The following is a 23,264-nucleotide window of genomic DNA, read 5'->3' as shown; positions in this document are numbered from 1 at the left end:
AAGCGTTGGCAAGTTCACCGCGGTGACGTCGAAAAGCAAATGCGAGCGGCCCGGTCCCTCTGACTGGGCCACATGACTGCTTCAACTTCCGGATGTGAAAGGGCTTCCGGAGGTGGTCGGGTGGGCGGATGATCAGGTCATGAGCCGCCACTTGGATCTGCAGGCAGAGTTCCGGACCGAAGTCACGGTGGCGTTCTCATTCCTGTTCGAGGAAGCGGGTTTCACGCATCCGGTGACGACGGAATCCCAGCTCTTCAGCGGGACTGGACTACTGTTCCGCGGCGCTGGGCTGGACGTGGAAGTGCAGCTTTACGACGGCCGGGAACCCGAGGTCGTCACCAGATTGGAGGTCGTCGGACCAGACGGCGCCAGGGTCCGGAGGGCTGCGCTGGATGAGCTCTACGTTGCTGCCGGATGCGGGCCGCCCCAGGACGTTCCCGGCCAAGCCCCGAACCGACGGTCGACCCTCAAGCGAGTTGGGCAGCACGCCACGGCGTTACGCCGCCTCATGTCCCGACTGCCGGGTTCCGAACTCAGCCAGTTGATCATCCGGCACACCGCGTTGCGACGCGAGCAGTAACGTCAGGCCGCTTCGTCCCCTGGCACAGGCTCGACGACGGCGGCAGCCTGCTCCCATCCCTTGGAAGATACTCCGAGCCGACAGGCGCCGACGCCACCGATCCGCAAGGGCTCGCCGGCCAGATCCCAGTCCCAGGCGCGCAGTTGGACCGTCCTGCCTCGGACGTGAAGTCGACCTCCTCGACGATCTCCCAGGACTCCCCCTCGTCCGCGAGATGCGGTGCGCGCCTTTGTCCCGCCTGAGCCAGCACCTGAGAGCGCCGGACGCACTGGCCGGGGGCCGGATCCCGACGTTCTATCTCCAACCTGTGTTGTTCCTAGAATGGCCGGGTGGAAGACATCGACGCGATTGCGGCGTTGCAGGATCCGGTGCGGCGCCGCCTGTACGAGTACGTGGCGGCGCAGGGCCGCGAGGTCGGCCGTAACGAGGCCGCCCAGGCGACCGGGGTGGCGCGCACGCTCGCCGCGCACCATCTGGACAGGCTGGCCGAGGCCGGGCTGCTGGAGAGCGGCAGCCGCCGCCTGACGGGCCGTTCGGGGCCGGGGGCGGGCCGTCCCGCCAAGGTCTATACGCGGGCGCGGGCCGAGCGGTCGGTTTCGCTGCCCGCCCGCGACTACCGCACCGCCGCCGAGTTGCTCGCCGAGGCCGCCGAGCAGGCCGGCCTTGACGCCGGGCTCTGCGCGGCCGCGCGACGTCGGGGCGAGGCCCTGCGCGGTTCGGCCGCACCCTGCGGCGACCTCGAACAGGCCATGGAGATGCTGGCTGCCCGCGGCTACGAACCGCACCTGGAAGGCGTCGAGGGGGCGAGCGGGGCGGCCGCAGATGTCGTCCGCATGCGCAACTGCCCCTTCCACGCGGTCGCCGAACGCTTCCCGCCGCTCGTCTGCGGCATGAATCTCGCGCTGCTGGAGGGGCTGCTCGGCACGGACGGTCCCGTCCACGCCCGCATGGACGCCCGGCCGGGCAACTGCTGTGTGGTGGTGGAGAGTTCTAAAAACAATGATGATTGACATAGAAAAGTAGGCCGTGCTGGGATGAGGGCATGACCGCATCCACGCATGCCGCCCACCTCGCCCAGCTCAACGTCGCCACGCTCCGCCATCCCTTCGACGACCCGCGCGTGGCGCCGTTCGTCGAGATGCTCGAGCCGGTCAACGCCGCCGCCGACAGCGCGCCCGGCTTCGTGTGGCGGCTCGTGGAGGAGGGGGCGGCCGACGCCACCGGCCTGCGCCCGGCGGGCGAGGACGTCATCGTCAACCTGTCGGTGTGGGAGACCCCGGAAGCCCTGTGGGACTTCGCCTACCGGAGCGGGCACCTGGAGGTGATGCGGCGGCGCCGCGAGTGGTTCGAACGGCACGTCGAGGCGCACTTGGTGCTCTGGTGGGTTCCCGCCGGCCACGTCCCGACCGTCGACGAGGCCCTGGAGCGGCTGGCGGACCTGCAGGCGCACGGGCCGTCCGCCCGCGCGTTCACCTTCGCCTCCTCCTACACGGCAGCCGAAGCCGCAATCGAAGCCGAAGCTGAAGCCGTCCAGCACCTGCAGGCCGCGCCGCCGACGCAGCCTGAAGCGATCAACTGATCCACAGGACTTGCCGATTACTCCGCTCTCCTTGACCTGAAGTGCGCTTGAGCTTCTAGCGTTCCCTTGAGTTGATCACCTGACGACAGGAGAACGCGCTCATGATCCTCGTGACCGGAGCCACCGGAAACATAGGAAGTGCGCTGCTGAGGGAGTTGCACGAATGCGGTGCGGGGCCGCTGAGAGCATTCACCCGTGACGCCGCACGGGCCGCGTTCCCCGAAGGGGTCGAGGCCGTCGAGGGCGATTTCGCGGAGCCGGACTCATTGAAGGCCGCTCTGGACGGGGTGCGCGCGCTGTTCCTCGTGTCGCGCCTGGGGCCCGATGCCGACATCCTCGATGCTGCGAGGCTGGCGGGGGTTGAGCATGTGGTGCTGGTGTCGTCCATCACGGTCCGGACCCATCCGCACTTGGGCCCGGCAGGCGAGAACCTGACGGTCGAGCGGCTGCTCCAGGGCAGCGGTATGGCCTGGACGATCCTGCGGCCGACGCAGTTCGCCTCGAACTCTCAGATGTGGGCGGCGTCGATCCGTGGCGGTGAGGCGGTCCGTGCGGCGTACGCGGACACCGGGCTGCCCACGATCCACCCCGCGGACATCGCGTCGGTGGCACGGGTGGCCCTGACCGAGTCCGGCCATCGGGGGCGGACGTATGCCCTGACCGGTCCAGCGCGGGTGACCGCCCGGCAGCAGGTCGAGGCCATCGCGGAAGCGCTCGGGCGGGACGTGCCCTTCATGGAGATCAGCCGGCAGGAGGCGCACGCTCAGATGGCCGCGGTCTTCGGGGACGAGGCCGCGGAGGCGGTGCTCGATGTCACGGGTGGAGACGTCAACGACGAGCTGCTGATGGTGCGTGACACGGTCTCACGGGTCACCGGCTCCCCCGCCAGGCCGTTCCAGCAGTGGGCCGTGGAGAACGCCGACGTTTTCCGCTGATACGCCGGGCGGACGACGCATGAATACGTTCCGTCGACGACAGGGCGTGTGGTGAAAGTGCCGGTCTCAGCAACTAGTTGAGGACTGTGACCAGCACGGTCGCTTCTGTGGCGGAAGTGGCTGGTCAGTTCACCAGCAGGTCGATCACTCCTGTCAGGTCCTCCTCCCCGCTGCCCTCGGCCAGGCGGCGGCGCATCAGCTCGAAGTACGGGCTGAGCAGTTCCGGGCTGACACCCTGCTGCTCGGCGGTGCTCAGGAAGGTCGGGATGCCGGCCACCTGCATGGCGAGGTTGGAAACGACGCCCTTGGCGTAGTCGCCGCTCCGCAACTGGCCCGCGGTCTGGTGAACTGCCGGGGCCACCGCGACGAGCCAGTCGGCGAGCAGCGGGGCGAGCGCCGCGGGGTCGATGTCCTCCTTGCGGATCAGGGCGAAGGCGTGCGCGGCGCCGGCGAACATCCCGTACATGGCGCTGAGAAGAGCCACGTCGTGCAAGGCCGCGAAGCCCGCGTCCTCGCCCACGTAGGTAGTGCCGGCCGGGACACTCAGGGTCTCCTGGTTCCGCTCGAACAGCTCCCGCGAGCCGCTGTAGAAGACGTAACCTCCGGCTTCCGGGACGCCGATCATCGGAGGGACGGCCATGATCCCACCGTCCAGATAGCGGGCGCCGCGCTCGCGGGCCCACTCGGCGCGGGCGCGGGCCTGGGCGGGGGTGCTGGTGGTCAGGTTGACCAGGTCCCTGTCGGTCAGGTCGATGCCGGCCAGCACATCGGCGACCGAGGTGTCGTCCAACAGGCACAGGACGATCAAGGTGTTCGCTGCGACTGCTTCGGCGGCGGTGCCCGCGACGTCGGCGCCCTCGGTGGCGAGCGCCGCTGCGCGGGACGGGGTGCGGTTCCAGACGGTGAGTGGGTGGCCGGCGGCAAGCCAGGTGCGGGCCAGCGCGGCGCCCATCGCGCCGAGGCCCAGCAGCGTGACGGGGGTCTTCTCAACAGTGTTCTGTGCCATGCCGATTAGGCTGGCCCCAGGTCCGGAGGTGATCAAGTACGTACTTGGTAGTGGGTGGTTACCTCGGGGTGAGCGAGCACGTCAGAAGGGTGGGGCATGACGACGCTGAACCGGCCGAGCACACCAGACGGACACGTCTGCGGGATCGACACCGCGATGGAGGTGATCGGCGGCAAGTGGAAGGTACTGATCCTCTGGGCGCTCCACGAGCATCCCCACCGTCGCTTCGGCGAGCTGCGTCGGCTGCTTCCCGGGATCACCGAGAAGGTGCTGGCCTCTCACCTGCGTGAGCTGGAAGCGGACGGCGTCGTGCACCGCGTCTCCTACGACGAGGTGCCGCCCTGCGTCGAGTACTCGCTGACCGAGGACGGCAAGCGCCTCAACGAGGCACTCCAGCCGCTGGCCGCCTGGGGCCGCGAGCGTCCGACCATTCGAGGCTAGATCCGACTATTCGAGGCTGGAGGAGAAGGCGGGCTGGAGTCTGTTGTGAACGTGCCGGCCACAGCCATTCGCTGCGCGCCCGTCAGGACGGTGTGTCAGACGAGGGCGAGCCGGTCCACGAGCAGCTCCACCCTCTGCTCGATGTACTCCGGTGGGAGCCGTCGCGCCCGGGTGAGGGTGGCAAGTCCGTGCAGGGCCGCCCAGAACGTCTCGGTGAACAGCCCCGCGTGGACACCGTTCCCGGCGACCTCGCCGAGGCTCTCCTGCAGGGCGGCGAAGGCGCCCTTCAGCGGCTCGGGGGTGTCCTCCTGCGCGTACGCCAGACCGCCGTCGAGCTGGAAGATGGCGTCGTAGACCGCCGGATTGCGTGCGGCGAAGTCGAGGTAGGCGCGGGCCAGGGCGGCGACCCGGGCGCGGGGGCCGTCCGCGGTAACGGTCGCGGCCCGCAGCGCCCCGGCAAGTTCGGTGGCGCCCTGGAGGGCGACGGCGCCGATGATCTCGCGTTTGCCGCGGAAGTGGCTGTAGAGGACGGGCTGGCTGTACTCGATGCGCTCGGCGAGCCGGCGGGTGGTGACCGCGTCCCAGCCCTGCTGCTCGGCAAGTTCGCGGGCTGTCGCCACGATGAGCCGCTCGCGCTCCGCCCGTTCACGCTGCTTGCGTTCCTGTACCGACATGATTCGACCCTAGCGCCGCTAGACAATCAAGCGGCAGTAGCATTAGCGTTGCCTCGACGGCTAGCGTCGCTAGACCCCAGGAGGGGGCAGTCATGCTCAACGCACTCGAGATCGTCACCACCGTGATCGTCGGCCTGATGGTGGGCGTGGAGTTCTCCGTCGCCTTCGTCATGAACCGGATCTTCGACGCACTCCCCGACGACAACGACCAACTCGCCCGAAGTCACGGCGGCCGGATGCTCGGCGCCGTGATGCCGGTCTGGTACATCGGCTCGGTCGCCCTCGTCGCGGTCTGGGCCGTCGCCGATTGGCACCACCACCGCACCGGCCTCGTCGTCACCGCCGGCGCGCTGCTGATCCTCAGCGTGATCATGTCGCTCCTGCTGCTCGTCCCGATCAACAACCAGGGCAAGACCTGGACCCCCGAGAACCGGCCCGCCGACTGGAAGGAGCAGATGAACCGCTGGGACCGCTTCCACTACGTCCGCGTCGCCGTCATCATCGCCGCCTTCACCCTGCTGGTCACCGCCCTCGCCTGAGCCGCAAGGCCCGGACCCCAGCACCCTCGAACTCCGCTGGTACCCCCGGGAACTCGGGCCCCAGCGTCACCCATTGCCCCATAGCGAGAGGAAGTACCGAAGATGGCCAAGCTGCAGAGCCTTGACCCGAATACGCCGCTGTTCGCGCAGTTCAAGGAGAAGACCGGGCCCATCGTCCTGGCCAACACCTTCTTCGTTCCGAAGGAGAGGGCTGCAGCGTTCCTGGCCCTCTTCAGGAGGCAGGCCGAATTCATGAAGGATCAGCCGGGATTCGTCTCCCTGCAGATGCACCAGGGAACCGCGGACATTGACTTCCTCCCCCTCCTGAAGGGAGGGGGATTCCCCTATGAGGGGGTTCGGCCGGTCGCCCGGCTTACGGGTTCCTGCTTCGCGGACCGGCTGGCGCCGAGGTCTCCACAGGCTGACACGGGCTGCCCGCCCGCGTGTTTGATGTTGACGGCCGCGTTCACATCGGCGTGCGCGGTGTATCCGCAGCCTTCGGCCTTGCACACGAAGACCGATTGGCTCTCTCGGTTTTCCTCGCAGGCGAAGCCGCAGGCGGAACACCTTTGCGACGTGTACGCGGCATTGACCTTCACCACGGTGGTGCCCGTGTACCGGGCGGCGCCCACGAGGGCGAGTTCGAGGCGGTGCCATCCCTTGTCGAGGATGGCCCTGTTCAGGCCCCGTTTCTGGGCGACGCGGGAACCCGGCGCCTCGATCGTGCCCGAGGCGGATGCTGACATGTTCTTGATCCGCAGGTCTTCCAGGACGACGAGCGCGTTCTTCGCGACGATCCGGGAGGCGGTCTGCGCACAGAAATCCGCACGCCGGTCGGTGACCCGACCCGTGATCCGGTTTATCGCCGCCCGGGTCTTGGACCGGTTGGCGCTGCCCTTCTTGGTGCGGGCGAATTGCTGCTGAAGCCGCCGGTACCGTCCAGCCTCACCGGCGGTGATGAACTCCCGGTCGTGGAAGTCGCCGTCGGAGGTGACCGCCGCGGTCTTGACGCCCCGGTCGATCCCGACCGCTGTGCCGGGCATCGCGTGCTTCTCGGGTGTGACGGCCTGGTCGTCCACGAGGAAGGAGACGTACCAGCGCCCGGCCTTTCGGGACACGGTCGCGGACCGGATCTCACCGCCCACGGGGCGCGACCAGCGGAAGCGGACCCAGCCCACCTTCGGCAGCTTCGCCCGGCCCCACTTACGGCCCAGACGTTCCACCTCGATGTGGTTCCCGGCGGGGAACCGGAACGAAGGCGACCAACGCACCTTCGACCGCCACCGCACCTTGAAAGTGCCGTGATCCCGGCACGCCCGGTCTAAATCCTTGAGTGTCTGCTGAAGTGCGTGCGACGGCGCGGCCTTCAACCAGGGGTGTTCTTTCTTCGCGTCGGCCAGCTCGGCGCACTGCGGCACATAGTTCATCCACGCCCCACGGCGCCGGTACTCGCGACGCTGATGAAGGCCGGTGTTCCACACCGACCGGCAGATGTTGCCGAACTCCACGCACATCTCCGCCTGTTCGGCCGTCAACTCAAGCCGATACCTGCGGCCCGACAGCATGAGAACACCCCCCTCCAACCGATGTGACCACTCTATCGGCGGCCACTGACAACACAGCGAACTCCGCCGCTGCGCGGCTCCGGCACGAGAATGAGCCAACCCCTCCCCGAAGGGAGGGGGTAGCTCTCAAGAATTCCGGTCAACTTCTGATGAACGTCGCGGTCTGGGAGTCGACCGAGGCTCTCGCCACGGCGTTCGGCAACCCGGAGTTCCAGCGCATGGCTGCCGAGTCCCCCGACGACGTCGTGTCGTACCCGCACATCTTCGAGCAGGTCGACGTATGACAGAGCAGCTGCAGAGGCGCGACCACCACGCGCCGCGCAAGACGATCTACCCGATCGAATGTCACCCGAGGGGAAACCCCCGCGCCGATCACGACCCGCTACGTGCCCCCTCGTTGTAGAGCGCGTTCCACTCGTCGGGGTGAGCACTCCCCTCCTCCGCTGCCTCTCGCCACGCACACAGCCGCGCCGGGCGTACGCGCTCTCGTACGCCCGGCACGGCCTCAGGTGTCTCCGGCGGAGCTCAGCTGATCAGCTGATCAGCAGCGGATCGATGGCGAGCGGCTGCTCAGTAACTGAACTGCTGGATCTGCTCGTTGTAGGGGCCGACCGTCCAGCCCGTCCGGGTCTTCGGATCCAGCTGGATGGCGTTCTCCGACGCCCCGTTCTGTCCGGTCATGAAGCCGGACAACGTCCGGATGGGTTTGCCGGTCTTCAGGTCCACCACGGCCAGTTGGCTGGTGGCGTTGTTGTCGACGACCGCCATCGCCGTGGACCCGAAGTACGCGGGGCCGACCGGAGTCCGGAAGGACACCACGGCGACCTGGTTCGTGCCGTCCACCGCGAGACTGGTCGGCAGGCCCTTGCGTACGGTGAACGCGCTGCCGGTGGTGCCGGTCTGCTCGTCCAGTGCGCCCAGTGAGGCGTTCGGCACGATGTTGACGCTGACCACCCTGGCGGACAGGTTGTACAGCGATCCGGCCCCGTCCGACGCGATGCCGTGGCTGCACGCGGAGGTGCTGCCCCCCTTCGTCGCCGTCCGTGCGTCGAGGTCGATCCGGGCCACACTGGCGTTGCTGAGGCAGTTGTAGGGACCCGCCGCCCGGGCCAGGAATACCTGTCCGGACGCGTTGTCGATGGTGAGCAGGGTGAACTGGCCGGGGGTGATTCCTGCGGGGTCGCCGGGGACCGGGTCTCCCGCGGTGCCGGTGGCGAGGTCCACGGGCAGCACGGCGTCCTTGCCGTCCGTGCGCAGGAGCAGGACGCCCCGGTTGTGGACGGGGTCCACCCGGCCGGTGAGGTAGAAGTCCTGGCCCGCGCGCAGCGTGGTGGAGCCGGCGAGGGTGTCGGTGGCGGTGTTCCAGGTCTCCACCCGCACCTCCTTGCCGCCGTCCAGGTAGTGGACCGCCAGGGCCCGGTCTCCGGTCGCGCCGACGACGTTGTAGTACGACCCGTTCTCACTCGAGTCGGACGTGATGACGTCGCCGTAGTGGCCCGTCGCGGTGGAGTAGTGCCGCAGTTCGGTGCTGCCGGCAGGGGTGACCAGCGCCGCCACGGAGTGCTCGCCGGCCGCGGCGAAGTTCAGTACGCCGGAGCCGCCGGGGGCGACCCCGTCGTCGTAGGTCAGGGAGGACAGGGGTGAGGCCTGGCCTATTACGTTGCCGTCGTGGTCCAGGGCGAGCACCCGGACCCCGTAGGTGTTCGAGCTGCCGAGACCGAGTTCCGCCGCGTTGAGGCGCGTCGTTCCCGAGGTGTGGGTGAGCACTTGGTGGTGGACGGAGGGGCTGTCGACGCCGTTGTGGTCGAGCCGGTCGCCGTTGACGTTGGTGAAGGTGTTCACCGTCCCGAACAGCGTGGGAGCGGGTGCCGAGATCTCCAGCTCCGTCGCGTACGCCCCGGGCACGGCCCGTACGTCGTAGTGCACCGCGACGCCGGGGTTCGCGCGGCTCGCCTCGGCCCGGTGGCCGGTGGCGCCGTTCGTCCCCGTGAGAGTGGGCGCGTCCGGGCGCTCCGAAGCGGTGGAGCCGCCGACCCGGAAGGGCGCGAACTCGCCGTACACCGTGCGGCTCGGGCCGTCGCCGAAGCCGGACCTGACGATGCCGACACCGTAGATGCCGGCGCCGCCGGTGAACGCGTCGGCCGGGATTGTGACGGTGCCCTTCTTCTCGGTCAGTTCCTGGTGCCAGGCGGCGCTGAAGACGGGCGCGAGCATCGGGTTCCAGTGGCCGACCGTGGACAGCACCAGCTGTGGCGTGTCGGTGCCCGTGACACCGGTCAGGTCGTACGAGACGGTGACGGACTTCCCGGTCGGCACGGTCGCCGGGACCTGGGGGGCGGGGACCTGGGCGTGCGTGCCGTCACTGGGGCCGACTGTGAGGGTGCGGGTGACGCTCGCGCTGGTGTGGCCGTCGGTCAGGACCCGGTACGTGACAGTGATCTCGCGGTCGGCGTCGGCGACGACGGGGAGCCCCGCTGCGGCGAGCAGTTGCGTCGGGGTCAGCCGGATCGCCGGGGTGTCCGAGCGGAACGTCTTCGAGCCGACGATGAGGGTGTACGTCTCACGGCCGGTGGCACCCGTGACGTCTCCCGCGAAGGTGACCGGTCCGAGGAGTGCCGCTCCGTTGCCGCCTGAGGCCCGGTTACCGAGGTCGATCCGGTCCTGGTCGGTGGTCTCCAGGAACGAGCCGCCCAGGCTGCCCCTGGTGACGCGGTGCGCGACGGAGAGCCGGACGATCGCCGGAGCGGCGGGGCCCGAGGCGGCGGACGGGTCCGTGCTGGTGTCCACCTTGCGGCCGATCAGCTTCTGCACGGCGGCCGTTACGTCGATCTGCGGGCCCACGTGCAGCTGCCGGTCGATCTGCGGCGGTGTGGAGACGGGGCGGCCGGTCGCTTCGAGGATCTGCCGTACGGCGGCCGGGGTCAGGCGGTGGCCGGCGAGGCGGCCGGACTGCAGGACGACCGCTGCCGCGGCGGCGATCTCGGGCGCGGAGGCGGACGTACCGCCGTTCAGCGAGACGCTCACGGCCCCGGCGCCGCCGCCGATGCCGTGCGAGAAGGCGAGGATGTTGTCGCTCGGCGCCGAGAGGTCGACGCGGCTGCCGAAGCCGGAGGAGAAGGTGCCGGAGCCGCTGATCCGGGTCTCGGCTGTGGTCGCGTCACCGTCCGGGCCGCCGGCCAGCGTGTCGTCCAGGGTGGTGCCGCCCGCGGCGATGGCGCCGCTGTCGGGTATCCGGGACGGCGTGGTGGACTCACCGACGTCGTCGATGGTGGTCGCCGACCGGTCACCCGGGGCGAGGTCCGTGGGCGTGCTGCCGCCGTCCGGCCCGACGGCCGCCGGCGTGTAGAGGCGGGTGCCATCGTTGGAGGCGATCGTCACGACGACGCCCTCCCGCACGATGGACGCGACCACGGAGCGGATGTACGGGTCGTCCTCCAGGTACCGGCCGGGGAACCCCTCGGTGTCGGTGCCGAAGCCGAGGCTGGCGGTGATGACGGAGGGCCGGGGCGACTGGTGGGCCGCGGCCAGCAGGGCGCCGGCGATCCGGTCCACGGTCGGCTGCTCGGGGACGACCAGGCGGTAGTCGGCCCCGGGGGCTATGCCCAGCAGGTCGGTGTAGCCGCTGCCGGTGGCTTCGGGGCGCTGGCGATCGTGGGCGAGCGGCGCCATCACGCTGAAGTCCAGGAGGACTTCGCCGAGCGCGGGGTCCTGGTTCTTCGTGGACGCGGCGCCGTCGAGACCGCCGGAGTCCTTCGCCACGTAGGCCGGGATCAGCGGCATCGACGGCAGGTCGAGATAGCGCTGCCCGTCCTTGAGCACGGTCGTCGGGCCGTAGGACTTGACGTAGTCGTCGCCCGCGTCGGCCATCGACTGGTCGGTGAGGTCTCCGAGGGAGACGTTGGTGATGGTCTCGCCGGCGCCGGGCTGCTGCCCGTACCGGCCCTGGAGCATTGAGAAGGCGCCGACCGCGTTCACCCCGCCCGCGTTGAGGAACGCCTGGGCGGAGTTGGTGAGCGTGTCGTTGCCGGGTACGTCCGCAGCGGGGGCCGCCGGGGGGTTGCCGTCGCTACGGGCTGCCGGTCCGGCAGCGTCCGCGCGGGTGGCCTTCGCGAACGCCCGGGTCGTGGCCGACGGCAGCGGCGATCCCCCGGTGTGCATGGTGTTCACGTAACGGTCGGGCTCGACGCGGGCGATTCCGGGTGTGCCCCGCAGTGCGCGGGCCACGGCCACCGAATCCTTCTGGCTGGTCTGCACGACGTAGGCGCCGGGCAGCGCGGGGTCGGCCTTTCGCAGGAGCGGGTGCAGCGATGTGGCGCCCACCGTACGGAGCTTGGCGTTCAGCCGGGTGTTGCTGGTGCGCGCGGTGCGGGCCGCGACGCGGGTGCCGGGCACGGAACCGCCGGTGACGGACGTGCCCTGGTCGAGGGTGACCAGGATCCGGCCGGGCACCACGCCCTGACGTTCCTTGAGCGGTCTGGGAGGCGATTCCTTCGTGGCCGGCATCTGCAGCGGCGCGCTGTCCGGTCGGGGCGCCTTACCGACGGGCATCGTGCCGACGGGTGCCGCACCGGCGGGTTCCGCACCGGCGGGCACGGCCAGACCGAAGGAGGAGCCGGCGAGGAGCAACACGGTGCAGACGCGGACGAGTCGTCTGCCCGAGGGATTGGCACGTGGCATGGGCCACCTTCCGTGGGAGAAGTGGGTGCGCATACGACAGGGGCGTACCGGTGAGGGACGGCGCCCTTGTCTCCCGGGAAGATGTCAACGGGCGTGGAAGTGGCGCAAGATGACTGATGTGGCCGACTTCTGCCAGGTGGCGGCCAGTGGCCAGGGACGACCGGAGCGTAGATGGAACTTGACGTTGTTGGACTCGACGGCGAAACAGAACTGGTCTATACGGCACTGGTCGGACGCCCGCGGAGCACGGCGACCCAACTCGCCGCCGGGTGCGGTCTGTCGGTGAGCAGGACCGGTCGGCTGCTGTCCGCACTGGTCAAGGACGGTCTGGCGATCCGGTCCGCGAGCCGCCCGCCGCTGTTCACCGCAGCCTCCCCCGACGTCGCCGTCACCGCGCTCATCCAGGACCGCGAACACCGTCTGGACGCGGCGCGCTCCCTGGTGCAACGGCTCACCGAGAAGCACCGCGAGGCACAGCGCATCAGTGATCCGGGCATCGCGGTGGAGCTGCTGACGGGGCGCGAGGACGTCAGCGCCGCGGTCCGCCGGCTGTACAACGGCTCCCGGCGGCAGGTCCGTACGTTCGACCGGCCCCCGTACATCGACCGTCCCGGCAGCAACCTGGAACTCCAGGTGCAGCGCCAGCGCACCGGTGTCACCTACCGGGTGATCTACGACCGGGCCGCGGTCGCCTGGCCCGGGCGGCTCCTAGACGACATCCTGCCGAGCGTCCGCACCGGCGAACAGGCCCGGGTACGCGCCCAGTTGCCGCTGAAGCTGCTGATATCCGACGACCGGTCGGCGGTCATCCCGCTGAGCCTCGCGCCCGGCGGCCACTCGGCGGCGTATCTCGTCCACCATTCACCGATGCTGACCGCGCTGGAGGCGCTGTTCGAGGCCGAGTGGGAACGGGCGGCCCCGATCACCGACACCATGGACACCATCGAGCAACCGGGCGGCCCCGACGCCGACACCCGCGCGCTGCTGACCCTGCTCACCTCGGGCGCCACGGACGCGACCATCGCCCGCACCCAGGGCTGGAGCCAGCGCACCACACAGCGCCGCATCCACCGCCTGATGACCGAACTCGGCGCGGCCACCCGCTTCCAGGCCGCCGCCCTGGCCGCGCGCCGGGGCTGGCTCTAGGAGTGCAGCTGACCGCCACCTGACGAGAGTGGGTTCTGACCCGTTCCTAGGGCGTGTTTCGAAAGTAGCGTCGTCCGCCCGGAGGGCGGGCCCCGCGGCGTCTGGTGCGTGCGATCGCAAGGCGCCGGAGCGTCCTAGTGGCGGAGCCACTCGGACGTTTCGGCAACGCCGCGAGCGTGCGTGCCAGACGCCGCGGGGCAGGCGGGACTTTCGAAACACGCCCTAGCGCCAGGGATCGAGGGCGAGCTTGCCATGGCTTCGGCCCGCTTCGAGTTGCCGGAGCACTGCCGGCCCTTCGGCCAGAGGATGGACGCGGGGAGTGCCGGGCGGGTACACGCCCTGGGCGATGAGTGCCTCGATCTCGACGAGCAACGACCGGTAGACGGACGGGGCCGCGACCGCCAGTGCACCGATGTGCAAACCCTTGACCTGGACCTGGTGGGTGAAGACCAGGTCGTGTGTGGTGAGGGTCGCGTCGCCGGAAGCGGCGCCGAACACGACGATGCGTCCGGTGAAGGGTTTGGTGACGGACAGGCTGGTCTTGAACGTGGCCTGTCCCACCGATTCCAGGACCACGTCGACGCCGCCGGTCAGGCGGGTGATCTCCCCTGCCAGATCCGGGCGTCGGCTGTCCAGGACTTCATCGGCGCCGAGTGCTTTGACGGTGTCGTGCTTCTCCGGTGAGGCCGTGGCGATCACACGCGCACCGTAGTGGCGGGCGAGGCGGACGGCGGCCTGCCCCACACCTCCGGCGGCAGCATGGATGAGGACTGCCTCACCCGCCTTGATCTCGCCCAGCGGCTTCAGTGCCGCCAAGGCGGTGGCCCAGTTCAGCACCAAACCGAGGGCTTCGGCGTCGCTCCAGCCGGACGGTACGGGAAGCACACCCGCGGCCGGCATCGTCATGTCCTGCGCGAAGGTCCCCGGGCCGGCTCCGACGACGTGGGTGCCGAGCGGCAGCGGGCTCTCGACGTCCGGGCCGACCCCCACGATCTCGCCGGCGGCCTCGAAGCCCGCCACATACGGGGCCTGCGGTCCTCCTCCGTATGTTCCACGGGTCTGCATGACGTCAGCGAAGTTGACCCCGGCGGCGCCTACGCGGATCGCATACTCGCCGGGCCCGGGGGTGGGGCGCCGCTGATCGGCCGTGAGGGCCAGATCCGCCGGTCCCCGGTGCGTCCGCTGGACCAGTGCTCGTACCGTCTGCTCGGTGGTGTTCCGCTGCTCGTTGATCTCCATGCACCGAACGTAGAAGACTGACACTTATGGCAAGGTCAAGTAGCGGTCAGAGACGAGCACTTCGGGCCTCTCGCAGGTAGCCGTCGAGAGCCGCCTGCTGATCGCTGAGAACGGAGATGCGGGCGGCGAGCCGATCGCGGTAGCTCTGCACCTCCTGCAGGAACTCTGCGCACACCGCATCCGTGCCGGCACCGGATCCGTCAGCGAGGCGGGGCAGGAGTTCCCTGTTGACTTCCTCCCTCCTGAAGGGAGGGGGATTCCCCTATGAGGGGGTTCGGCCGGTCGCCCGGCTTACGGGTTCCTGCTTCGCGGACCGGCTGGCGCCGAGGTCTCCACAGGCTGACACGGGCTGCCCGCCCGCGTGTTTGATGTTGACGGCCGCGTTCACGTCGGCGTGTGCGGTGTGTCCGCAGCCTTCGGCTTTGCACACGAAGACCGATTGGCTCTCTCGGTTTTCTTCGCAGGCGAAGCCGCAGGCGGAACACCTTTGCGACGTGTACGCGGGATTGACCTTCACCACGGTCGTGCCCGTGTACCGGGCGGCGCCCACGAGGGCGAGTTCGAGGCGGTGCCATCCCTTGTCGAGGATCGCCCTGTTCAGGCCCCGTTTCTGAGCGACGCGGGAACCCGGCGCCTCGATCGTGCCCGAGGCGGACGCGGACATGTTCTTGATCCGCAGGTCTTCCAGCACCACCAGAGCGTTTTTCGCGACGATCCGGGAAGCGGTCTGCGCACAGAAATCCGCACACCGGTCCGTGACCCGGCCCATGATCCGGTTCATCGCCGCCCGGGTCTTGGACCGGTTGGCGCTGCCCTTCTTGGTGCGGGCGAACTGCTGCTGAAGCCGCCGGTACCGTCCAGCCTCACCGGCGGTGATGAACTCCCGGTCGTGGAAGTCGCCGTCCGAGGTGACCGCCGCAACCTTGACTCCCCGGTCGATCCCGACCGCTGCGCCGGGCATCGCGTGCTTCTCGGGTGTGACGGCCTGGTCGTCCACGAGGAAGGAGACGTACCAGCGCCCGGCCTTTCGGGACACGGTCGCGGACCGGATCTCCCCGCCCACGGGGCGCGACCAGCGGAAGCGGACCCAGCCCACCTTCGGCAGCTTCGCCCGGCCCCACTTACGGCCCAGACGTTCCACCTCGATGTGGTTCCCGGCGGGGAACCGGAACGAAGGCGACCAACGCACCTTCGACCTCCACCGCACCTTGAACGTGCCATGATCTCGGCACGCCCGGTCCAGGTCCCGCAGGGTCTGCTGCAACACATGCGACGGCGCGGCCTTCAACCAGGCGTGTTCTTTCTTCGCGTCGGCCAGCTCGGCGGCCTGGGGCACGTAGTTCATCCACGCCCCGCGCCGCCGGTACTCCCGGCGCTGGTGAAGGCCGGTGTTCCACACCGACCGGCAGATGTTGCCGAACTCCTCGCACATCTCCGCCTGTTCGGCCGTCAACTCAAGCCGATACCTGCGGCCCGACAGCATGAGAACACCCCCCTCCAACCGATGCGACCACTCTATCGGCGGCCACTGACAACACAGCGAACTACGCCACTGCGCGGCTCCGGTGCGAGGATCGGCTATCCCCGGCCTGAAGGCCGGGGCCTGCGCCGAAGAGCTGGCCGATCAATCGCACGGGCAGCCCGGACTCCAGCAGCGTGCGGATGACGAGCACCCGGTCGATCGTGGACTGGCAGTAGTCGCGGAACCCGTTACTGAAACGACCGGGGACGATCAAGCCCTCGTCCTCGTAGTGCCGCAACGATCTCGCACTCACACCGCTGACTCTGGAAGCCTCGCTGATCTTCATACCTGGAGGCAACGCCCAGGAGCACCGCGATCTTCCGGCATGCGTCTGTGGCCGGCACGTCCGACCGCGCCGGCCACATCAGGCTACGAACCGTCAGCCGTTGTCACGGGCCGCCTTGTTGCGCTCGCGCAGCGAGATGCGGTTGCCGTCCGGATCCGCCGTCTCGATACGAACACCGAAGCCGTATTCCACCGGCTCCGCCTCGTCGAAGGTCACACCGCGGTCGCGGAACACTTTGAAGTCCGCTCGCAGGTCGTCCGACTCGAGGATGACCGGGCCGGGCGTGGCGCCTGCCTCGGCCGGCTGGCCCGCGGCCGCCGGATGCGCCCACAGGAGGATCTCCACGGGGCTGCCGGGGACGCCCACGGTGAGGAATCGCCCGCCGGGGTTGGGGAAGTCGATGCGCTTCTCCAGGCCGAGCTGCTCCGTGTAGAAGCGCAGCGCGCGGTCCTGGTCGGTGACATAGAGCGTCACGTACATGATGTTGGTCAGCATTGTGGTGTCCTTCCGTCTGCCGGTCTGTCTCACCTCCCTGACGGGCGCCGAGCGGGGAATGTGACGGACGGACGGAGAAATTCTCGCCGGCCGACGGCTTCAAGGGCATGGCTGCGCGCCGGGGCGGCGGCCGGTCCAGCACGCTGCCGGGTCGGCGGCTCTGACCGTGTCCGCTACACTTGATCACGAGCTGGTCGCCGCAACTCCGGTCGGCTGGTGTTGCGTTGGTGGTCCAAGGAAAGACGCCCCGCTTCCTGCGGGGAAATGCAGGTGCAAGGCCTGCCCGGCGCTCGATCATGGGGCCCGTCCGCTCAGTGCGCGGACGGGCCCCATGCGTTCCCGGAAGAAGGATCGCTCCGGTGAACCTCAGCGCAGCCGCCGGCCGGTGTGATGGCCGCGAGATCAGGGGGTTCAGGATTTTCGGGGCACTGTGTTCCTGTCCGTGGTCCGCCAGCCGCCGCGGCCGTGAGGGAGCCTGCGGCCATGCGGACGACCCTGCACCGTGAATTGATTGGGGAGGCGTAGTACTCAAGGGCGCACGCTGCGAATCGCCGAGGAAGCATTGTAAGGATGGAGACGGCACGCTGCGGCTGATCATCTTCATGAGAGCGGTCACCACCGGCCGCACGAGGAAGAAGGAGAAAACGGCATGGCGATTCAGCGGATGGACAACGTCGGCATCGTCGTCGAGGACATGGATGCCGCCATCGCGTTCTTCGTGGAACTCGGCATGGAACTGGAGGGCAGGGCGGAGGTCGAGGGCCTCTTCGCCGACCAGTGCACCGGACTCGACGGCGTCCGCTGTGACATCGCGATGCTCCGGACCCCGGACGGTCACAGTCGGCTCGAGCTGGCGAAGTACCGCAACCCCGCGGCGATCAGCGCCGGTCCGCGCGACAGGCCGCACAACATTCTGGGCACACACCGCGTCATGTTCGCCGTCGACGACATCAAGGATACCGTTGCCCGCCTGCGCCCTCACGGCGCCGAACTCCTCGGCGAGATCGCCCGGTTCGAGGACAGCTATCTGCTCTGCTACGTCCGCGGCCCGGAGGGCATCATCGTCGGGCTGGCCGAGCAACTGCACTGAGGCGACGCGCACCCGACTGCAGGTGTACGTGCCTCAACCCGTCGTCCACGGATGGAGCTTCTCGGGGTTGCGTACGACCCAGATGTGCTTGATCCGGTCGTCCGCGACCTCGAACGCGTACACCGACACGATGATGCCGTCCTCCTGAGCCACCAGACCGGGCTGACCGTTGACCGTACGCTCCAGGATCGTCATGGTGTCGGGCTTGCGGCGGGCGATCTCTCGCCAGACGTACGCGATCTGCTCGGCGCCTTCGATGGGGTGCGGGAAGGTGATGGCACGGCCACCGCCGTCGGCGATCGCCGTGGCATCGGGGTCGAGCAGGCCGATCAGGGCGTCGATGTCCTTGGCCTCCCAGGCTTGCTTGAAGTCCCTGACGACGGCGGCGCGTTGGGCTGCCGCAGTCGTGGAGGACTGCGCGGCCCTGATGCGGCGGCGGGCCGAGGAGGCCAGCTGGCGGCAGGCCGCCGGGGTCCGGCCGACGATCTCGGCCACTTCGGCAAACGAGTGGCAGAAGACGTCGTGAAGGATGAACGCGACGCGTTCGGCCGGGGTCATCGATTCGAGCACGACCAGGAAGGCCAGGTTGACCGACTCGTCCAGGGTGACCCGGTCGGCCGGATCGGCCGTCGCGCCGTCCGCCCGCCCATTGGCCCACTCCGAATGCTCGGGCAGTGGCTCTGGGATCCATTCGCCCACGTAGGTCTCTCGCCTGGCCCGTGCCGAGCCGAGCAGGTTGAGGCAGATACGGCCGGCAACGGTCGTCAGCCAGGCACCGGGGTTCTCGATCGCGTCCTGCTGCTGCCGTGACATGGCGTACCAGCGCGTGTAGGTCTCCTGGACGGCGTCCTCGGCCTCGGTCAGGGAGCCCAGAAGCCGGTACGCGCGATTGATCAGTTGGCGCCGCTCGCTCATGAGCGCGTCCAGGCCCGGATCGGGCCGGCCGTGTCCTGGCTCGGATCGGGTGCTCATCGTGCCGACCGTTCCCTTCGTCGTATCTGTTCTTTGGCGTATCTGCTCTTCGTCGTGTCTGCTCCTACCGGTTCGACAGCACAGCACCGCGGAATGTGAGGCGACGCACCGGCCTCACACCGGCCTCACATTCTGCGGGGCTGTGTTGTCGAACCGCTGAGACGAACACATCACCCAGCGAGCACGCCGGCGCTCAGTTCGTCCGGCGTACATAAGGAGAAGTGAGGTCGCGATGCCTGCACAACGCGAGATGGACGAAGCCGAGATTCGCCGGCAAGTCGGCATGATCGCCGAGAGACTCCAGGCCAAGGATCCCGAAGGGCTGAAGAAGTTCTACGCAACGGACATCGTGTCCTTCGACATCGAGCCGCCGCTCCAGAGCGTGGGGGTGGGGGAGAAACTCAAGAACTGGGCGCCCGTGTTCGCGTTCTTCGAGAGCGTGACCTACGAGGTTCGCGAGCTGACCCTCACCGTGGGCGACGACATGGCCTTCGGGCACGCCTTCGCTCGTCTCAGCGGCACGCTGAAGGACGGGACGGCGATGGGCGGTATGTGGGTCAGGGTCACGTACGGCTTCCGGAAGATCGACGGCATGTGGTTGCTCACGCACGACCACGTCTCGGTGCCGCTCGACATCGCGAGCGGCAAAGGAGTGGTCGGCCTCGAGCCCTGACCCCGACCCTGACCCCGACCCCGACCCCGACCCACCATCCCCCCTCGTCATGCGGCCGTGGTCGCGGCCGCACAACCATGGAGGAAGCCATGACCGAAACCAGGAACACCACCCCCGCGACCACCGCGGTTCCGGGCTATGTGGCCGGCACGTGGAAGGCCGACCCTGCGCACTCCGAGATCGCCTTCTCTGTCCGCCTGCTCGGGATCATCAAGACGCGGGGCCGGTTCACCACCCACGACGTCACGCTCGTCACGGACGAGGACCCACTGCGCTCGTCGGTCACCGCGACGATCGACCTCGCGTCCATCGACACCGGCAACGCAAAGCGCGACAACCACCTCCAGTCCGACGGATACCTCGACGTCGACACGTACCCGACGATGAGCTACCACTCGACCGGCATCCGCCAGACCGTTGGCGGTTGGACCGTCGACGGTGAGCTGACCTTGCACGGTGTCACACGGCAGGTGCCGCTGACCCTCAAGGTGAACGCCTTCACCTCGGGCCGGCGGGATGAACGGCGGGCCGGCTTCTCCGCGACCGCGGAGATCAACCGGCGCGACTTCGGCATCGACACCGGTGGCGTCGCGCTCAGCAACAAGGTGTCTGTCAGCCTCGAAATCCAGGCCGTTCTCCACCAGTGACCCGCCCAGGACGGGCGGCCAGGCCCCATCACCGACCGATCGTACGGTGTCCCGATTCCGCAGTTCGACCGTCGCATTGGGGCCGGGTGCTCGGCACCGGGTTGGTCAGGGGCAGATGATGTAGCGGCCGCGGAGCCCGCCCTCGGCGGTGGCCCGGTGGGCTTCCGCGGCCTGGTCCAGAGAGACGACCGCGTGGACGCGGGCCGGAAGTTCGCCCGCGGCGGGCGCGGGTGAGGAGGTCGGCCAGTCGCGCGCTGTCGAAAGCGGTGACCACGGAGGCGACCGAGATCCCGCGCTCGGCGGACGGTCCGAGCCCTGGCCGCAGCCCGACGTAGGCTCCGCCGTCGCGGACCAGCTTGAGCGCTTCCTCGTTCAACTGGGCGGGGTCGGCGACCGCGTCCCATTCCGGCTCGGCGTGCGTGGTGAAGTCGGCTCCGAGGCCGCGGACGAACTCCTCGTCGCCGGTGCGGGCGAGCCCGGTCACCTGCCAGCCGCGTTCCCGGGCGAGGACGGCGACGTTCGCTCCGACCGCCCCTGCTGCGCCGGTCACCAGCAGCCGGGCGGCCCCGGCGGGCGCGTCGCCGAGCAGGTCGACGACATGTGCGGCGGCCAGCCCGTTGAGGGGGACCGTGGTCGCGGCCAGCAGGTCCAACTCGTTGGGGACCAGGGCAACATCAGCCGCCGCGACCACGATCTGCTCGGCGTAGGTGCCGTAGTCGCGGTCGAAGCCGACCACCAGACCGGCCACCCGGGTGCCGACGGTCAGGTCGACGCCCGGCCCGGCCGCGTCCACGACGCCGGCGAACTCCCAGCCCAGGCCCGTGTGCTCGGGCTGCTGAACCAGTCCGATCGAGTGGAAGAAGCCCGCCGCGACGCCGAGATCGGTGGGGTTGACCGTCGCAGCGGCGGTGGCCACGCGGATCTGGCCGGGGCCAGGATCGACGACGGGCACCTCGATGACCTCGACGGCGCTCGGCAGCGACGGCCCGCACCGCCCGGGAGCGGACCACGGCGACGGCCCTCGGTCGATGCGCTACTCCGAACTGTCCCGCCGGCTCGCGGGCGCCAGCCAGAAGATGCTCACCCAGACCCTGCGCTCCCTGGAAGCCGACGGCCTGGTCACCCGTACCGTCACGCCCACCGTGCCCGTCACCGTCACATACGAACTGACGGACCTCGGTCTGTCCCTGAACCACGTCATAGCCGGCCTCAAGGACTGGGCCGAAACGCACATGGCCGACGTCCTCGCGCACCGCGAGGGACACCACCGCGAGGGACACCACCGCACGGGACACCACCGCACGGCGACCGAACACTGAGCAGAGCCGTGGCAAGGGGGATGCCACCCATTGGCCTCTCAGCGGGTGGCGACCAGCTCGTCGTGCTTGATTCGGGTGAGGAAGAAGTCTCGGACGTCCTCGGCGAGCAGCTCCGGCACTTCCATCGCGGCGAAGTGGCCGCCACGCTCGAACTCCGACCAGTGCCTGATGTCGTACAGGCGCTCGGCCAGCGGTCGCACCGACTGCGTGATGTCGTGCGGGAACACCGCCACGCCCACCGGCACCGGGCACGGCTCGATCCGCCGCGGCGTCTCGCGGTGCAGCCGAGCGGAGGAGGCCGCCGTGGCGGTCAGCCAGTACAAGGAGATGTCGGTGAGCATCCGCTCGTCGCCGATCGGTGAGGCGGGGTCGGTCCACTGGGCGAAGCGCTCGGCGATCCACGCGAGTTGGCCGACGGGCGAGTCGGTCAGCGCGTAGCCGAGGGTCTGCGGGGTGGTGGCCTGCAGGGCCTGGTACGGCGGGCGATTGGCCATCAGCTGCCGGATCTTGTCGAGTCGCGCCTCGTCCGTCGTGGACAGTTCGACGCGGGCGTCCGGGTCCGGACGGGTCGGCAGGTAGTTGACGTGCACCCCGACGACCCGCTCGGGTGCCACGGCGCCGAGTGCCAGGGAGATGCCGGCGCCGAAGTCGCCGCCCTGCGCGCCGTAGCGCTCGTACCCGAGGCGGCTCATCAGTTCGGCCCAGGCCCGCGCGACGTGGACGATGTCCCACCCGCGCCGGTCGGTCGGACCCGAGAAGCCGTACCCCGGTATGGACGGGATCACCAGGTGAAAGTCGCGCGACAGCGGTTCGATCACGTCGAGGAATTCCAGGAACGAGCCGGGCCAGCCGTGGGTGAGGATCAGGGCGAGCGCGTCCGGGTCCGAGGAGCGGACGTGGACGAAGTGGATGTTCTGGCCGTCGATCTCGGTGGTGAAGTGCGGAAGCTCGTTGAGCGCGGCCTCGTGCGCACGCCAGTCGTAGCGGGTGCGCCAGTACTCGGCGAGCTCCTTCAGCCGCGCGAGGGGAAAGCCGTAGTCCCACCCGGCGTCGGCGACCTCGTTGGGCCAACGGGTGCGGGAGAGGCGGTCGGTCAGGTCGTCGAGGTCGGCCTGGGGGATGTCGATACGGAACGGCTTGATCATGGCCATCACTCCAGCGAGTCTCGTTCGAAGCAAAACGTTAGTGCCACTAACAAAGGTAGACTGTTAGTGGCACTAACACAAGATGCGGAGGGCCTTCATGAGCACGACCCCCGAACCCGCGCCGGCGCGGCTGCGCACCATTCCCAGCCGCCTGCTCGCCGGGGCCTCGATCGTCGCCGACCGGCTCGTCAACGAGCGCCTGGCCGCAGAAGGGGCCCGGAAGTGGCACTTCGCCGTGCTGGTCGCGCTCGCCGAGTCCGGCGCCGCGAGCCAGGCCGATCTCAGCCGCAGCACCGGCATCTACCGGAGCGACATGGTCGCCGTCCTCAACGAACTCGCCAACGGCGCATACATCCGCCGCGAACCCGACCCCGCCGACCGCCGCCGCAACGTCATCACACTCACGCCCGCCGGCCGCCGCCACCTGGAGCGCCTCGACACGCTCATCACCGACGCCCAGCGCGAACTCCTCGCCCCCCTCACCCCCCGCCAGCAGGACGAACTCACCCACCTGCTCACCGTCCTGACAGAGCACCACCGCCCCCAGCACCCGCGCCCGGACGACGCGCGATAGCCCTACTACCCGCGCTGTCCGCCGACCTCCTGGGCCGCTATCAGTTCAACATCCAGGCCAGCGGCCTTTGCCAGGGCCTTGGCCGGGGCCTTGGCCGGGGCCTTGGCCGGGGCCTTTGGGAACGCGACGTGGGCCGGGGCGGACGATTGAAGCGTTCGCG

General features: G+C 69.2%; 23 protein-coding genes and 2 pseudogenes. 14 read left to right on the top strand and 11 right to left on the bottom strand.

The genetic code is table 11. The features are described from left to right. Positions 1-139 precede the first annotated feature (139 nt). The 4 genes from EOT10_RS38845 (at position 140) to EOT10_RS38830 (ending at position 3,094) form a co-directional block, all read left to right on the top strand. Positions 140-580: a hypothetical protein gene (locus EOT10_RS38845; RefSeq protein WP_127833100.1), complete on the top strand. Its 441-nt coding sequence runs from the start codon at positions 140-142 to the stop codon at positions 578-580. 329 nt (positions 581-909) lie between these two features. Further along, positions 910-1,590 (top strand): helix-turn-helix transcriptional regulator, encoded by a 681-nt coding sequence (locus tag EOT10_RS38840; protein WP_127833099.1) that lies wholly within the window; start codon positions 910-912, stop codon positions 1,588-1,590. Between the two features lie 32 nt (positions 1,591-1,622). After that, entirely contained in the window at positions 1,623-2,159 is a 537-nt protein-coding gene (locus tag EOT10_RS38835; RefSeq protein ID WP_127833098.1) for a DUF3291 domain-containing protein, read from the top strand. 101 nt (positions 2,160-2,260) lie between these two features. Further along, positions 2,261-3,094, top strand: a complete 834-nt coding sequence (locus EOT10_RS38830; protein ID WP_127833097.1) for an NAD(P)H-binding protein — start codon at positions 2,261-2,263, stop codon at positions 3,092-3,094. 124 nt (positions 3,095-3,218) lie between these two features. Here EOT10_RS38830 and EOT10_RS38825 read toward each other — a convergent pair whose 3' ends face one another. Beyond that, on the bottom strand, positions 3,219-4,100 hold the full coding sequence (locus EOT10_RS38825) for an NAD(P)-dependent oxidoreductase (protein WP_127833096.1): 882 nt from the start codon (positions 4,098-4,100) through the stop codon (positions 3,219-3,221). 96 nt (positions 4,101-4,196) lie between these two features. On the opposite strand from EOT10_RS38825, the gene EOT10_RS38820 reads away from it, so the two are divergent. Beyond that, positions 4,197-4,541, top strand: a complete 345-nt coding sequence (locus EOT10_RS38820) for a winged helix-turn-helix transcriptional regulator (RefSeq protein ID WP_127833095.1) — start codon at positions 4,197-4,199, stop codon at positions 4,539-4,541. 95 nt (positions 4,542-4,636) lie between these two features. On the opposite strand, the gene EOT10_RS38815 is transcribed toward EOT10_RS38820, so the two are convergent. Beyond that, positions 4,637-5,215 (bottom strand): TetR/AcrR family transcriptional regulator, encoded by a 579-nt coding sequence (locus tag EOT10_RS38815; RefSeq protein WP_127833094.1) that lies wholly within the window; start codon positions 5,213-5,215, stop codon positions 4,637-4,639. A 92-nt stretch (positions 5,216-5,307) separates the two neighbouring features. On the opposite strand from EOT10_RS38815, the gene EOT10_RS38810 reads away from it, so the two are divergent. Together EOT10_RS38810 and EOT10_RS38805 are read left to right on the top strand one after the other, a co-directional pair. Next, positions 5,308-5,754, top strand: coding sequence for an anthrone oxygenase family protein (locus EOT10_RS38810; protein ID WP_127833093.1), 447 nt, complete (start codon positions 5,308-5,310; stop codon positions 5,752-5,754). 102 nt (positions 5,755-5,856) lie between these two features. Further along, a pseudogene (locus tag EOT10_RS38805) lies at positions 5,857-6,048 on the top strand (antibiotic biosynthesis monooxygenase family protein); the annotation flags it as partial. Positions 6,049-6,098: 50 nt separating this feature from the next. Here the strand turns inward: EOT10_RS38805 and EOT10_RS38800 are convergent. Then, entirely contained in the window at positions 6,099-7,319 is a 1,221-nt protein-coding gene (locus EOT10_RS38800) for an RNA-guided endonuclease InsQ/TnpB family protein (protein ID WP_127833092.1), read from the bottom strand. Positions 7,320-7,468: 149 nt separating this feature from the next. Between EOT10_RS38800 and EOT10_RS42740 the strand changes: the two genes are divergently transcribed. Then, complete coding sequence (locus EOT10_RS42740) at positions 7,469-7,603, top strand: hypothetical protein (protein WP_262985472.1); 135 nt, start codon at positions 7,469-7,471, stop codon at positions 7,601-7,603. A gap of 286 nt (positions 7,604-7,889) precedes the next feature. On the opposite strand, the gene EOT10_RS38790 is transcribed toward EOT10_RS42740, so the two are convergent. Next, complete coding sequence (locus EOT10_RS38790) at positions 7,890-11,996, bottom strand: S8 family serine peptidase (RefSeq protein ID WP_127833091.1); 4,107 nt, start codon at positions 11,994-11,996, stop codon at positions 7,890-7,892. A gap of 171 nt (positions 11,997-12,167) precedes the next feature. Between EOT10_RS38790 and EOT10_RS38785 the strand changes: the two genes are divergently transcribed. Beyond that, entirely contained in the window at positions 12,168-13,142 is a 975-nt protein-coding gene (locus EOT10_RS38785; RefSeq protein WP_127833090.1) for a helix-turn-helix domain-containing protein, read from the top strand. Positions 13,143-13,364: 222 nt separating this feature from the next. On the opposite strand, the gene EOT10_RS38775 is transcribed toward EOT10_RS38785, so the two are convergent. From EOT10_RS38775 to EOT10_RS38755, 4 genes are all read right to left on the bottom strand, one after another. Then, positions 13,365-14,381, bottom strand: a complete 1,017-nt coding sequence (locus EOT10_RS38775) for an NADPH:quinone oxidoreductase family protein (protein ID WP_127833088.1) — start codon at positions 14,379-14,381, stop codon at positions 13,365-13,367. Between the two features lie 262 nt (positions 14,382-14,643). Next, the gene (locus tag EOT10_RS38765) at positions 14,644-15,864 is read right to left on the bottom strand and encodes an RNA-guided endonuclease InsQ/TnpB family protein (RefSeq protein WP_127833087.1); all 1,221 of its coding nucleotides are present in this window, start codon (positions 15,862-15,864) and stop codon (positions 14,644-14,646) included. 61 nt (positions 15,865-15,925) lie between these two features. Next, a complete protein-coding gene (locus EOT10_RS38760) occupies positions 15,926-16,189 on the bottom strand; it encodes a MerR family transcriptional regulator (RefSeq protein ID WP_223281470.1) in 264 nt (87 codons plus the stop codon). 93 nt (positions 16,190-16,282) lie between these two features. Continuing rightward, positions 16,283-16,684 (bottom strand): VOC family protein, encoded by a 402-nt coding sequence (locus EOT10_RS38755; protein WP_127833086.1) that lies wholly within the window; start codon positions 16,682-16,684, stop codon positions 16,283-16,285. 649 nt (positions 16,685-17,333) lie between these two features. Here EOT10_RS38755 and EOT10_RS38750 point away from each other — a divergent pair. Next, positions 17,334-17,774 carry a VOC family protein gene (locus tag EOT10_RS38750; protein ID WP_127833085.1) on the top strand — a complete coding sequence of 147 codons (441 nt, stop codon included), beginning with the start codon at positions 17,334-17,336 and terminating at the stop codon, positions 17,772-17,774. 33 nt (positions 17,775-17,807) lie between these two features. On the opposite strand, the gene sigJ is transcribed toward EOT10_RS38750, so the two are convergent. Continuing rightward, entirely contained in the window at positions 17,808-18,746 is a 939-nt protein-coding gene (gene sigJ / locus EOT10_RS38745; protein ID WP_127833084.1) for an RNA polymerase sigma factor SigJ, read from the bottom strand. Between the two features lie 232 nt (positions 18,747-18,978). Between sigJ and EOT10_RS38740 the strand changes: the two genes are divergently transcribed. Together EOT10_RS38740 and EOT10_RS38735 are read left to right on the top strand one after the other, a co-directional pair. Beyond that, positions 18,979-19,419 carry a YybH family protein gene (locus EOT10_RS38740; RefSeq protein ID WP_127833083.1) on the top strand — a complete coding sequence of 147 codons (441 nt, stop codon included), beginning with the start codon at positions 18,979-18,981 and terminating at the stop codon, positions 19,417-19,419. An 89-nt stretch (positions 19,420-19,508) separates the two neighbouring features. Beyond that, the gene (locus EOT10_RS38735) at positions 19,509-20,066 is read left to right on the top strand and encodes a YceI family protein (protein ID WP_127833082.1); all 558 of its coding nucleotides are present in this window, start codon (positions 19,509-19,511) and stop codon (positions 20,064-20,066) included. A 28-nt stretch (positions 20,067-20,094) separates the two neighbouring features. Here EOT10_RS38735 and EOT10_RS38730 read toward each other — a convergent pair whose 3' ends face one another. Then, positions 20,095-21,018, bottom strand: coding sequence for an alcohol dehydrogenase catalytic domain-containing protein (locus EOT10_RS38730; RefSeq protein ID WP_223281469.1), 924 nt, complete (start codon positions 21,016-21,018; stop codon positions 20,095-20,097). 16 nt (positions 21,019-21,034) lie between these two features. Here EOT10_RS38730 and EOT10_RS38725 point away from each other — a divergent pair. Beyond that, a pseudogene (locus EOT10_RS38725) lies at positions 21,035-21,385 on the top strand (winged helix-turn-helix transcriptional regulator); the annotation flags it as partial. Between the two features lie 38 nt (positions 21,386-21,423). Here EOT10_RS38725 and EOT10_RS38720 read toward each other — a convergent pair. Continuing rightward, positions 21,424-22,530, bottom strand: coding sequence for an epoxide hydrolase family protein (locus EOT10_RS38720; RefSeq protein ID WP_127833081.1), 1,107 nt, complete (start codon positions 22,528-22,530; stop codon positions 21,424-21,426). A gap of 97 nt (positions 22,531-22,627) precedes the next feature. Here EOT10_RS38720 and EOT10_RS38715 point away from each other — a divergent pair, with 97 nt between their 5' ends. After that, positions 22,628-23,104, top strand: a complete 477-nt coding sequence (locus tag EOT10_RS38715) for a MarR family winged helix-turn-helix transcriptional regulator (RefSeq protein ID WP_223281468.1) — start codon at positions 22,628-22,630, stop codon at positions 23,102-23,104. Positions 23,105-23,264 lie beyond the last annotated feature (160 nt).

The organism is Streptomyces antnestii, from assembly GCF_004005495.1.
GTDB classification, from domain to species: Bacteria; Actinomycetota; Actinomycetes; order Streptomycetales; family Streptomycetaceae; genus Streptomyces; species Streptomyces antnestii.
The sequence above is the reverse complement of the archived record's forward strand: the minus strand, read 5'-3'. Positions and strand labels throughout refer to the sequence as shown.